This window comes from Bradyrhizobium sp. USDA 4474 (assembly GCF_054057515.1).
Window position 1 is genome coordinate 6,498,748 of the sequence record NZ_JBSRZJ010000002.1, and the last position, 12,261, is coordinate 6,511,008.

Annotated in this window: 12 protein-coding genes; 5 read left to right on the forward strand and 7 right to left on the reverse strand. The window is 63.9% G+C overall.

Going from position 1 to position 12,261, the window contains the following annotated elements; genetic code table 11:
• The first annotated feature begins 45 nt into the window (after positions 1-45).
• The gene (gene dusA, locus ACVW16_RS32015) at positions 46-1,098 is read left to right on the forward strand and encodes a tRNA dihydrouridine(20/20a) synthase DusA (RefSeq protein WP_456734773.1); all 1,053 of its coding nucleotides are present in this window, start codon (positions 46-48) and stop codon (positions 1,096-1,098) included.
• Here the strand turns inward: dusA and ACVW16_RS32020 are convergent.
• The 5 genes from ACVW16_RS32020 to ACVW16_RS32040 form a co-directional block, all read right to left on the reverse strand.
• Complete coding sequence (locus ACVW16_RS32020) at positions 1,095-1,649, reverse strand: TIGR02281 family clan AA aspartic protease (RefSeq protein ID WP_456702967.1); 555 nt, start codon at positions 1,647-1,649, stop codon at positions 1,095-1,097. The two genes, dusA and ACVW16_RS32020, sit on opposite strands and share 4 nt — an antisense overlap.
• Positions 1,650-1,677: 28 nt before the next feature.
• Positions 1,678-1,881: a DUF1289 domain-containing protein gene (locus ACVW16_RS32025; protein WP_456734774.1), complete on the reverse strand. Its 204-nt coding sequence runs from the start codon at positions 1,879-1,881 to the stop codon at positions 1,678-1,680.
• Positions 1,882-1,924: 43 nt separating this feature from the next.
• Positions 1,925-3,520, reverse strand: a complete 1,596-nt coding sequence (locus ACVW16_RS32030) for a sensor histidine kinase (RefSeq protein ID WP_456734775.1) — start codon at positions 3,518-3,520, stop codon at positions 1,925-1,927.
• A gap of 138 nt (positions 3,521-3,658) precedes the next feature.
• A complete protein-coding gene (gene nhaD, locus ACVW16_RS32035) occupies positions 3,659-4,936 on the reverse strand; it encodes a sodium:proton antiporter NhaD (RefSeq protein ID WP_456702970.1) in 1,278 nt (425 codons plus the stop codon).
• Positions 4,937-4,948: 12 nt separating this feature from the next.
• Complete coding sequence (locus ACVW16_RS32040) at positions 4,949-5,821, reverse strand: NAD(P)-dependent oxidoreductase (RefSeq protein ID WP_456702971.1); 873 nt, start codon at positions 5,819-5,821, stop codon at positions 4,949-4,951.
• A gap of 192 nt (positions 5,822-6,013) precedes the next feature.
• Between ACVW16_RS32040 and ACVW16_RS32045 the strand changes: the two genes are divergently transcribed.
• The 4 genes from ACVW16_RS32045 (at position 6,014) to ACVW16_RS32060 (ending at position 10,545) form a co-directional block, all read left to right on the forward strand.
• On the forward strand, positions 6,014-6,454 hold the full coding sequence (locus ACVW16_RS32045; protein ID WP_456702972.1) for a VOC family protein: 441 nt from the start codon (positions 6,014-6,016) through the stop codon (positions 6,452-6,454).
• A gap of 108 nt (positions 6,455-6,562) precedes the next feature.
• Positions 6,563-7,705: an Mrp/NBP35 family ATP-binding protein gene (locus ACVW16_RS32050; protein WP_456702973.1), complete on the forward strand. Its 1,143-nt coding sequence runs from the start codon at positions 6,563-6,565 to the stop codon at positions 7,703-7,705.
• 196 nt (positions 7,706-7,901) lie between these two features.
• Positions 7,902-8,993, forward strand: a complete 1,092-nt coding sequence (locus ACVW16_RS32055) for a TRAP transporter substrate-binding protein (RefSeq protein ID WP_456702974.1) — start codon at positions 7,902-7,904, stop codon at positions 8,991-8,993.
• Positions 8,994-9,456: 463 nt separating this feature from the next.
• On the forward strand, positions 9,457-10,545 hold the full coding sequence (locus ACVW16_RS32060) for a TRAP transporter substrate-binding protein (protein ID WP_456702975.1): 1,089 nt from the start codon (positions 9,457-9,459) through the stop codon (positions 10,543-10,545).
• A gap of 584 nt (positions 10,546-11,129) precedes the next feature.
• Here ACVW16_RS32060 and ACVW16_RS32065 read toward each other — a convergent pair.
• Positions 11,130-11,756, reverse strand: coding sequence for a hypothetical protein (locus tag ACVW16_RS32065; RefSeq protein ID WP_456734777.1), 627 nt, complete (start codon positions 11,754-11,756; stop codon positions 11,130-11,132).
• A 12-nt stretch (positions 11,757-11,768) separates the two neighbouring features.
• On the reverse strand, positions 11,769-12,089 hold the full coding sequence (locus ACVW16_RS32070; protein WP_456734778.1) for a hypothetical protein: 321 nt from the start codon (positions 12,087-12,089) through the stop codon (positions 11,769-11,771).
• Positions 12,090-12,261 lie beyond the last annotated feature (172 nt).

Genomic DNA, 12,261 nt, shown 5'->3' on the forward strand with positions numbered 1-12,261 from the left:
AAAACGAATAGACCGATCGATGTCCGAAGTGCTAACAGAATCAGCATGTTAGTACATCGTTTTTGCGTTGCACCCATGATGGATTGGACTGACCGGCACTGCCGGGTGTTCCACCGTCATCTGTCGAAGCGGGCCCTGCTCTATACGGAGATGCTGACCACCGGGGCCGTCATTCATGGTGATCGGGAGCGGCTGCTTGGGTTCGACGCGAGCGAGCATCCAGTGGCGCTACAGCTTGGCGGGTCGGATCCGGGCGATCTCGCGAAGGCTGCGCGGATCGGCGAGGAGTTCGGCTATGACGAGGTCAATCTCAACGTCGGGTGCCCATCCGATCGCGTGAAGGACGGCCGCTTCGGCGCCTGCCTGATGGCGGAGCCGGAGCTCGTGGCAAGGTGCGTCGAGGCGATGAAGGGCGCGGTCGCCATTCCCGTCACAGTGAAGTGCCGCATCGGCATCGACGATCAGGATCCGGACGTGTCGCTCGACGCGCTTGCACGGGCCGTCGTGGCTTCAGGCTGCGACACGCTAATCGTGCATGCCCGCAAGGCCTGGCTCAACGGTCTGTCGCCGAAGGAGAACCGTGATATTCCGCCGCTGGACTATGATCGCGTCTATCGTCTCAAACGAGCGATGCCTGACGTGCCCGTCATCATCAATGGCGGTGTCCTGAGCGTCGAGGAGGCGAAGGCACACCTCGATCATGTCGACGGCGTAATGCTCGGCCGTGCCGCATATCAGGAGCCGTGGCGGCTGCTCTCCGTCGATTCCGACATCTTCGGCCAGGCAGCGCCGCATGCGACCATGCAGGACGCATTCGAGGCGATGATGCCCTATATCGAGGCGCAGCTCGCACGCGGCACGCGCCTGCACGCCATCACGCGGCATTTCGTTGGCGCGTTTCATGCTGTCCCCGGCGCACGAGCCTTCCGCCGCCATCTCGCCGAACAGGGCGTGAAGCAGGGAGCCGGCGTCGACGTCTTGCGCGATGCGATCGCAAGAGTCGGGGCCCGTGCGCCGGCGGAGCAAGCTGCCGTGTTCAATGACTCTCAAAATTGGAGTGACTGCGCGCGGACAGAGGGCGCCCCGGAGCGCGTCTAATCGACCGCCGTGCGGGAGCGGCGATGGCTGGCCTGAAGTTCCGGATAGCCGGTGAGCATCAGCTTGTCGGACCGCACACCCCAGCTCTCGAGGCGATCAAGGAAGCTCATGCCGAGCAGATTGGTCTTCATCTGCCCACGCTGGACCACGAGAGCCGGCACCGATTTCTCGACGAGATGGCCGACGGCGAGCCGGTCGATCGTGAGCCGCGCCGCCTTGGTGTGACCGCCCGCGGTTTCGAGGTCGACGTCGTATTCGAGCATCTCGAGCGGCAGCCCGATCGCCTTCGCGGTCTCCCAGGTCAGCACCACCGACGTCGCACCGGTGTCGATCACCATCGGAGCAGCCACGCCGTTGATCTTGGCGCGCAGCGCGAACTCGCCGCCCTGGCCGCGCTCGATCTGTACGGCAGGAGCGGGCGTCGCCGTCTGTGCACGAAACATGTGCGAGACCTTGTGGCTGGCGCGCGCGATCTGATCGGGATCGCCATAGGCGACGACGGCGCCGGCCGTGCCGGCAAGCATCATGAGAACGAGCAGAAAGCGGATCATCGCGCGCCTCCGATTGCACGCAAGCTGGTCAGGTGCGCTTCGGCGATCCCGAGATCGGCTGCAAGCCCGCATCCGCCATGCGCGCCGGCAGCAAAGCCATGAGTGCCAGCCGTTCGGCGCTTTCCATCGCGTGCCACCGCGCGATCTCCGGCAAGGTCCGGCCGCAGCCGAAGCACAGCTTGGTCCTGGGATCGATCATGCAGACGGCGACGCACGGCGTTTCTTTGCTCATGGGGATATAGTGGGGGATCGGCGGGCATCTCTGCAAGCATGTGCTACGATCCCGTCCCCGCGCTCATGATCGGCTTGTGGCGCGGCCTGCGCTTCTCGTCCGGGACCATGGAACTCTCGGGCTGGAGCGGCGGCGCATCCTCCGACAGCGGCGCCAGCGCGCTCATCACGCGCTCCGGCGGGAAGGTGACGATCACCTCGGTGCCGATGCGGAGCTTCGATTTCAGCGTGAATGTGCCGCCATGCAGATCGATCAGGTTCTTGGCGATGGGCAGGCCGAGGCCTGCGCCCTGTTCGGCCGACTTGATCGAGTTTGAACCCTGGCCGAACGAGGCGAGCACGACCGGGATCTCGTCTTGCGGGATGCCAGAACCGGAATCCTTCACCGACAGATACTGTCCGCCTGACGCCGTCCAGCCAGCCTTGAGCCAGATCTCGCCGCCTTGCGGCGTGAACTTGATCGAGTTGGAGAGCAGGTTGAGCACGACCTGGCGGATCGCACGCTCGTCGGCCCAAAGCCGCGGCATGGCCTGCTCGAACACCTCGTGGATGGTGATGCCGCGGCTGGAGGCGCGCAGCTTCATGAGATGATGGCAGTCGGCGACGATGCCCACCAGCGACACCGCCTCCTCGTTCAATTCATAGCGCCCGGCCTCGATCCGCGACAGGTCGAGGATCTCGTTGATGAGGTTGAGCAGGTGCACGCCGGAATTGTGGATGTCCGCCGAATATTCCTTGTAGACCGGCACCGCATGCGCGCCAAAGATCTCGCTCTTCATCACCTCGGAGAAGCCGAGAATGGCATTGAGCGGCGTGCGCAATTCATGGCTCATTTGCGCGAGGAAACGCGATTTAGCCACGTTGGCCGACTCGGCACGGTGGCGGGCTTCGTCGGAGATCGCCTTGGCCTGTTCGAGCTCTCCGATCAACGCGTCCTTCTCTGCGCGCGCCTCGAGCGTAGCGAAGGTCGAGGAGTGCAGGCGATGCGCCAGCAGCACGAAATAGCCTTCGGCGCCGAGCGCGAGGGCCGCCAGGATGTAGTTGTCGAGTGAGCCGCTCATCGCGAAGCTCAAGGCCATCGCGACCGCAACCGGCGCGGTCGCGGCGAGAGCTGCGATCGGGAGATTGGCGGCGAGCATGCTCGACACTGCGATCACCAGCAGCATCAGGAACATCATCAATGTTTCCGTGACGGTGTCGAGCACGGGGTGGATCAGGATCGCCATCCAGCACAGGCCATAGAGCAGGTCGAGCACGACAAAGCGTGTCCGCCAGGCGCGCGTTGCGTTGGGCGAGGCAGGCTCGGCCAGGAAGCGGCTGCAACTGCGGATCATCGCGGCATGGATGCAAATCATGCCGGCGGTCCAGGCCGCGGCCGGGATCGGCTGCATCCATAGTCCGAACAGCACGCCGGTGGCGACCACCAGCAGCATCACGACATAGGAGGCAGAGAGCCTCGTCTGCGCATATTGGCGCAACAGCTCGGCGTCGAAGGCCGGTCGGGTTCCGCTGGTCGACGTTAACTTGTCGCGCGCCTCGCGCACCCGCTGCGCCGCAGCCCTTCGGCTGCTCGCTGATGGAGCGCTGACCGGCTCGGCCGGGAGCTGCACTACCTCAGGCTTTTCAACGGGGTTACTCATCAAGCAACAACGATTCCTGCCCACGTCGGACGCGGGCCTTCTGCATTGTCTATCTCTGGCAAGAAATCCTTAAGAGGTGACTTAAGGAGCTAAAGAATTACGTTAACCGGGCGTTAATTTGGATCGGGCGGCAGCCACTCAGTGCAGCCACGTATGCTGCGCGACATAGACCACGGCGCCGGCCAGGTAGCCCGCAAGCGCAGGCACGGCGATGCGACGGGCGTACCAGAGGAACTCGATCCGCTCGAGGCCCATGGCTGCGACGCCTGCGGCTGATCCGATGATCAGGATCGAGCCGCCGGTGCCGGCGCAATAGGCGATGAACTCCCAGAGGAAGCTGTCCGGCGGATAGTGTGCGAGGTCGTACATGCCCATGGTCGCGGCCACCAGAGGCACGTTGTCGACCAGGGCGCTGAGCAGGCCGAGCACGACGACGATGACGTCCTGGCGCCCGATGCTCGCCTCCAGCCACCTCGCCAGCATCGTCAGAAGGCCGGCATGTTCGAGGCAGGCGACCGCCAGCAGAATGCCGACGAAGAATACGATCGAACCCATGTCGATCCGGGTCAGCGCATGCGCCAGCGAAAGGGGGCGGCGTACATGCTCGTCCTTGTCGCGGTGAACGATTTCGCCGACCAGCCAGACGAGGCCGAGCCCGAGCAGCACACCCATGAAGGGCGGCAGATGCGTGACAGTCTTGAACGCTGGCACCGCGATCAGCACGCCAAGGCCGAGATAGAACATCAGGTTGCGCTCGAACCTGACGACGGCGAGCAACCCGCTGTCCCTTTGCGGCGCCGCGATGCTCTTGCCCCTGAGCGACAGGCTGATGAATGCCAGCGGCACGAGCAGATTGACCAGCGAGGGCAGGAACACCGCGCGCATGATGTTCAATGGCGTGATTTGTCCACCGATCCACAGCATGGTCGTGGTGACGTCGCCGATCACGGTCCACGCGCCGCCGGCATTGGCGGCGATGACGATGACAGAGGCGAACAGCAGGCGGTCGTCGCGCCGGGCGATCAGCCGCTGGATCAGCGAGACCATCACGATCGTCGTGGTCAAATTGTCCAGGATCGCGCTCAGAACGAACGAGACGAAGCCGACCAGCCACATGAGTGCGACTTGACTCGTGGTGTTGATGCGCGAGGTGATGACCTCGAAGCCGTCATGCGCGTCGATCACCTCGACGATCGTCATTGCGCCAATCAGGAAGAACACGATCTGCGCGGTCGAAGCGACGGCTTCGTCGAGCTGATGGTTGATCAGCGCATGATCGCTGATCGTGACTGCGTAGATTGTCCAGAGCAGCCCCGCGCCGAGAAGCGCGGTTGCGGTCTTGCTGATCCCGAGGGGATGCTCGAGCGCGATCGCCGCATAGATCACGACGAAGATTGCGGCGATCGCGGTCAGCAAGGCAGTATCAGGTCAGCGATTGAGGCGCGCGAGAAGGCTCGACGTATCCCAACGCTTGCCGCCCATGTTCTCGACCTCGGCGTAGAACTGGTCGACCAGCGCGGTGACTGGCAGATTGGCGCCGTTGCGGCGGGCCTCGGCCAGCGAGATCGAAAGATCCTTGCGCATCCATTCGACTGCGAAGCCGAAATCGTACTTGTCCTCGTTCATGGTCTTGTAGCGGTTCTCCATCTGCCACGATTGCGCCGCGCCCTTGGAGATGGTCTCGATCACGGCCGCGACGTCGAGACCCGACTTCTTGGCGAAGTGAATACCCTCGGAGAGACCCTGTACGAGCCCGGCGATGCAGATCTGGTTGACCATCTTGGTCAACTGGCCGCTTCCGGCGGGCCCCAGCAGCTTGCACATCCGGGCATAGGCGCCCGTGATGATCGGCTCGGCGCCGGCATAGGCATCGTGGGCGCCGCCGCACATCACCGTCAGCACGCCGTTCTCGGCGCCGGCCTGGCCACCCGAGACGGGAGCGTCGATGAACTTGAAGCCGGCCTTGGTCGCGGCCGCATCGAGCTCGCGCGCGACCTCGGCCGAAGCGGTCGTGTGGTCCACGAAGGTTGCGCCCTTCTTCATGCCGGCAAAGGCACCGTCGGCGCCGATCGTGACCGCGCGCAGATCGTTGTCGTTGCCGACGCAGCACATCACGAAGTCCTGGCCTTCGGCCGCAGCCTTTGGGGTTGCCGCGGTCTTGCCGCCGAACTTGTCCGCCCATTGCTTCGCTTTGGCGGCGGTTCGGTTGTAGACGGTGACCTCATGGCCCCCTTTTTTCACGAGGTGTCCGGCCATGGGGAAGCCCATCACGCCGAGACCGAGGAATGCGACTTTAGCCATGTGTGGTATCCGTAGCTTGAGTTTTACGGTTGCAGCCGGGCGGGGGGACGCCAGCCGGGGGTGCTTGGGTTCCGCCTGATGGGGAACGCGCGCACCATAAACCCTTAAGGGCGGAGGGCAACGGCTTCGTTTGGCGGCCTCCTGTGCTAGGATGGCGGACCTCAAGGACTTGCATAAAAAAGGGAGTGAAGCATGGGCGGCGTGAGTGTTGGCGTGCTCGATCATTTCAACATCCGGACCCGGAATCTGGCTGAGACGGTCCGCTTCTACGAGGAGGTGCTGGGCCTCGAAAAAGGCGCCCGGCCGAATTTCGCCTTCCCGGGGGCCTGGATGTACAGCGAGGGCAAGCCGGTGGTGCACCTCGTCGATATTTCCCCGACCTCCGAGCCACAGAAGCCGGATTCCGGCGTTGTCCACCACGTCGCCTTCGCCAGTCGTGGCTTCGACGGCATGAAGGAGCGTTTGGCGTCCAAGGGCATGAAATTTGACGCCCGCCAAGTGCCCGGGGGCGAACTCTGGCAGATCTTCGTCCACGACCCCAACGGGGTCATGATCGAGCTCAATTACGAGGCGGCCCAGGAGGAGCAGGGGGCCGCGCCCGCCGAGATGGCTGACGATATCGGCAGGCAGTAGCCTTTTGGCCGTTTCCGCTCTAATGGGGCATCCTGATGTCTTGAGCATGATCGGGCCGGAAAACCGCTTCACACTTTTCCGGATCATGCTCTCTCTGGGAGATGCGCTTTGAGCGTGACGCAGCAACAGGTCCTCGACAGCCTGGCCAAAATCAAGTCGCCGCGCGGGGTCGCGCTCACCAACGCCAATGTGCTGAGCGCGATCAGCGCTTCCGAGGGCAAGGTGTTCTTCTCGATCAATGTCGATGCCGCCGAGGCTCGGGCCTGGGAATCCGTCCGCGCCGAAGCCGAGGCCGCCGTGCGCGCCTTGCCCGGTGTCACCACCGTGATGGTCGCTCTGACCGCCGAGCGCAAGGCGGGCGCTGCACCGCCGCCGTCTCCGCAGCCGGGCCGTGGCACCCCCGGCGTGCAGCCGGTCCACGCCCACAAGCCGCCGCCGCAGGGCGGCGCCCAATCGCCGATGGCGCGGCAGTCCGAGATTCCGGGCGTGGCGGCCGTGATCGCGGTGGCTTCCGGCAAGGGCGGCGTCGGCAAGTCGACGACCGCGCTCAATCTGGCGCTGGGCCTTCGCGACCTCGGGCTCAAGGTCGGGTTGCTCGACGCCGATATCTACGGCCCCTCGGTGCCCCGTCTGACGGGCCTGCACGAGAAGCCGGAGCTGGACGGTGAGCGCAAGATGATTCCGCTGCGGCGCTTCGGCCTTGCCATCATGTCGATCGGCTTCCTGGTCGAGGAAGAGACCGCGATGATCTGGCGCGGCCCGATGGTGATGTCGGCGGTGACGCAGATGCTGCGTGACGTCGCGTGGGGCACGCTCGACGTGCTCGTCGTCGACATGCCGCCGGGCACGGGCGATGCCCAGCTCACGCTGGCGCAGAACGTGCCGCTCAAGGGGGCCGTCATCGTCTCGACCCCGCAGGACCTGTCCTTGATCGACGCGCGGCGCGGGCTTGCGATGTTCAAGAAGGTCAACGTGCCCGTGCTCGGCATCGTCGAGAACATGAGCTACTTCCAGTGTCCGCATTGCGGCACGAAATCGGACATCTTCGGCCATGGCGGGGCGCGCCACGAGGCGGAGAAGCTCGGAGTACCATTCCTGGGCGAGATCCCGCTGCACATGGCGATTCGCGCCACCTCGGACGCCGGCAATCCCGTCGTCGACAGCGAGCCTGATGGGCCCCATGCGGCGATCTACCGCGCCATCGCGGGACAGGTCCGCGACCAGCTCAAGGGCGTCATCGCAGCGGCATGAAGCGATTGCTGGGGACATGCGACTTTCGTCGCCCCCCGTCATGCCATTGTCGCGTTCCGCGGAAGTGGCTTCCGTGTTAAACGCCGACCGCAGCGAAGCCCCCTTCGGTTTGACGCAGGCTGGGCCCCGCGTCGCCGGAATGCGCGGCACCAAAGAGGAAGTTCGGGGAAACGCCCCAACAAGGAGAGACCTGAAGATGAAGCGTCGTGATTTCCTGAAAGTGTCGGCAGCGGGTGCGGCGGCGTCAGCCGCGGTGGCCTCGCCGGCGATTGCGCAGTCCTTGCCCGAGATCAAGTGGCGCATGACGTCGAGCTTCCCGAAGTCGCTCGATACCATCTATGGCGGCGGCGAACAGGTGGCGAAGTACGTCGCCGAGATGACCGACAACAAATTCCAGATCCAGGTGTTTGCGGCCGGCGAGATCGTCCCCGGCCTGCAGGCGCTCGACGCGACTTCGAACGGCACGGTCGAGATGTGCCACACGGTGTCGTATTACTATGTCGGCAAGGACCCGACCTGGGCAATCTACGCCTCGGTGCCGTTCGGCCTCAACGCGCGCCAGCAGAACTCCTGGTGGTACCAGGGCGGCGGCGAGCAGCTCGGCAACGAGTTCTTCAAGAAGTCGAACGTGATCGGATTCCCCTGCGGCAACACCGGCACCCAGATGGGTGGTTGGTTCCGCAAGGAGATCAAGACCGTTGCGGATCTGTCCGGCCTGAAATTCCGCATCGGCGGCATTGCCGGCCAGGTGCTTCAGAAGGTCGGCGTGGTGCCCCAGCAGCTCGCCGGCGGCGACATCTATCCAGCGCTGGAGAAGGGCACCATCGACGCGGCCGAGTGGGTCGGTCCGTACGATGACGAGAAGCTCGGCTTCGCCAAGGTCGCCAAGTACTATTACTATCCGGGCTTCTGGGAAGGCGGTCCGATGGTCCACGCCTTCACCAACCTCGACAAATGGAATGCGCTGCCGAAGAACTACCAGGCGATCCTCACCAACGCGACGGCCAACGCCAACAGCTGGATGGCCGCGCGCTACGACATGCAGAACCCGGCCGCGTTGAAGCGTCTGGTCGCGGGCGGCACCCAGCTCCGCCCCTTCACCAACGAAGTGCTCGAGGCCTGCCTCAAGGCGACCAACGAGCTGTGGGGCGAGATCTCGGCGAAGAACGCCGATTTCAAGAAGTCGATCGACGCCATGCAGGCCTACCGCTCCGACGAATATCTGTGGTGGCAGGTCGCCGAATACACCTACGACAGCTTCATGATCCGCTCGCGCACCCGCGGCTGATCTTCGGCTGAAACTGTCGGACTGAATGGCCCGGCCTCGTTCGCGAGGCCGGGCCTTTTTTATCGGCGATGTGGCAGGGCGCATTCAAGATCCGCAAAACAACCCCATGCACAGTAGACGCCTACGAGCGCACGTTGCAGCAGTGAATGCTGCCTCTGGATTGCTTCGCTTCGATCGCGATGACGTCTGGATGGAGTTGAGCTTGACCCGTCGGGCAAAATAGTGGCATGTATCCATAATCGCTTAATCCGAATTTTGTGGGCGCGATGTTCGGGACGATGAGCTTCGGCGCGCACCTCTGAGGCTTTAGTCGCAAGACCGGGCGGCCTGGCCCCGTGTAGAGACCGGCTTTTTCTTTGCCGCAGTGCGATCACGATGGCGTTCGGCGCGTCGCTGCGTCATGCTCCGTTCCAAGCCTCGGCAAGAAGGCTCACAATCACCGTTACACCAGGGGGAGGAAACCATGAAAAGAAGAGACTTCATCAAGGTCACGGGACTTGCTGCGGCCGGTGCCGCCACGCTCGCGGCTCCTGCGATCGCGCAGTCGATGCCGGAGATCAAATGGCGCATGCCGACAAGCTGGCCGAAATCGCTCGACACGCTCTATGGCGGCGCCGAGATGATGAGCAAGATGGTTGCGGAAGCGACCGACAACAAATTCCAGATCCAGACTTTTGCGGCCGGCGAGATCGTGCCAGGCCTTCAAGTGCTGGACGCCGTGCAGAACGCGACGTGCGAGATCGGCCACACCGCATCATACTATTATTTCGGCAAGGACCCGACCTTCACCTTCGGCTCGTCGGTGCCCTTCGGCCCGAACATGCGCATCAACCAGGCCTGGTACATGCAGGGTGGTGGGCGCGAGGTGCTCAACGAGTTCTACAAAAGCTACAACGTCATCTCGCTGCTGGCGGGCAACACCGGCTGCCAGATGGGCGGGTGGTTCAGGAAAGAGATCAACACGCCCGCGGATCTCAGCGGCATGAAATTCCGCATCGGCGGCTTCGCCGGCCGTGTGCTCCAGAAGCTCGGCGTGGTGCCGCAGCAGCTCGCCGGCGGCGACATCTATCCGGCGCTGGAGAAGGGCACCATCGACGCCGCCGAATGGGTCGGCCCCTATGACGACGAGAAGCTCGGATTCTACAAGATCGCGCCGCACTACTACTATCCCGGCTGGTGGGAAGGCGGGCCGATGCTGCTCGCCTTCGTCAACCTCGACAAATGGAACGCGCTGCCGAAATATTACCAGAGCGTGCTCGAGCAGGCCGGCCACACCGCCAACAACTACATGATGGCGCGCTACGACCAGGCCAATCCGCTGGCGCTGAAGAAGCTGCTCGCCAGCGGCACCAAGCTGCACGCGTTCTCGCCACCGATCATGGACGCCTGCTACAAGGCGGCGAAGGAGCTGCACGCCGAAGTCGGCGCGACCAACGCGAACTTCAAGAAGGTCCACGACAGCCTCGCAAAGTTCTCCAGCGACGGCTACGCCTGGTTCCAGGTCGCCGAGGTCGGCTACGACGTCTTCATGGCGCGGCACGCGCAGAGCTGATCGCGGCATCTTCCAAATGCGGCCCCGAAGGCTCCGGGGTTTTTGTTCGAGCGGGGCCCGCCGTGGTAGCAGGACTATCACACATGGGCTTTCTGAACGACCAGCGCGCACGCCTCGTCCTTCGAGACGACCGCTTCCGGCGTCTCCTCAGGACCAGGCTAGACGGCATCGGCGCCCGCTGAAAACGGTTGCCACGCACTCCGCCCTCATCCTGAGGGCCCGCCAGAGGCGGGCGTCTCGAAGGATGCGCCGCAGGGAAACTGCTCTCAAATGCGATAGCCCTGAACGTGATAGGAAATGACGATGAGCTTTGATCCGGACGCGATTGAGAGTGCGTTGTTCAAGGCGTGGTCGCTGTCGACGGCGAGCCAATGGACGGCGGACAATCCTGCGGCAGGTCAACTACGAGCGGCCAGCTGGCTGAACTCAGAGCCGCCTTCCAGAGGCAGCGTATCGCGTCGGGCTAGGGGGCATATGCAATGGCGCCCTGCGCCTGGCCGGAGTTGCCGTGGCGAGCCAGGTGTAAGGGTCGATGCAAAAAAGCCCCGCAGTGCGGGGCCTTCTCTTGTCGGTTCTGACGAGGCCTATCCCCGCGCACCCGGGCCGTACAGCTCGCGCTCGCGGCCGATGTCCTCCGGAGACAACGGCGGGCTCGCCGCATCGAAGTCGCTCCAGCCGGACTTCTGCCAAGCGGAACTGCGCTCCTGAAGGTTGACGGACCTCTCATGAAGAAGTGCGTCCAGGCGTGCGCGATCGTTGTCGGGCACCTTTGCCGAGACGAGTGTACCGCCGCGGCGAACGCCTTCCGCGTAGCGCGATGCGTCCTCCTTGGACACGCCGGCCTGAGTGAGCGCGCCGACGATGCCGCCTGTGGCCGCACCCGCCGCTGCGCCCGCAGCCGTGGAGGCGAGCCATCCCGCGGCTACGACGGGACCGAGACCAGGAATGGCCAGTAGGCCGAGGCCGGCGAGAAGGCCTGCCGCACTGCCGATGCCAGCGCCAATGCCAGCGCCTGTGCCTGCTCCTTCCGCGCGATCGTCGACGCCGTCGCGGTCACGGTCGACTTTGCCGGTCCGTGAACCGTACCAATTGTCGGAATTGTTGGCGACGATGCTGATGTCGGAGTGCGGTACGCCAGCGCTCTCGAGCCGGGTGACAGCCCGCTCGGCGTCGGAATAATTGTCGTAGAGGCGAGAGATGGTGGCTGTCATGTTACCTATTCCTTATTTTGTCGAATTGACGTTGCCCTGGAAGTCGACGCTGACGTCGGTCTTGGTGCCGGCCTTGTCGGCCTTGCCGCGCCAGACCCCTTCGTTGTCCTTCTGCAAGCCGGAGACGTTGGAATAGCCCGCGTCCTCGATCCGCGATTTCGCCTGCCCCTCGGTGAAGCTGTTGCGGCCCGAGACCGGCGCGTTCGAGTTGTTCTTATCGGAGCTATTGACGGCGTTGTTGCCCGGGCCGCTTTGCGCCGGCTGCGACTGAGCGCCCGCGGGCGCAGACGCGAGCAGCAACAAGGTTGCGGCCAATAAACTTAGACGTGACATGTTTTGTCTCCTGCAATGATCGTGCGAGCGACAACAAGCGAGATTCGAATTGGTTGCTAGTGCGGGAAGACGCGGCGTGCTGCAGCACGCTCATGTAACTGCCTTAGCCTTGTTGGGATGGAGGGATCAGAACGGTGTCGAAAAACACCGGCCGGGTTCTGCGAGGAACCAC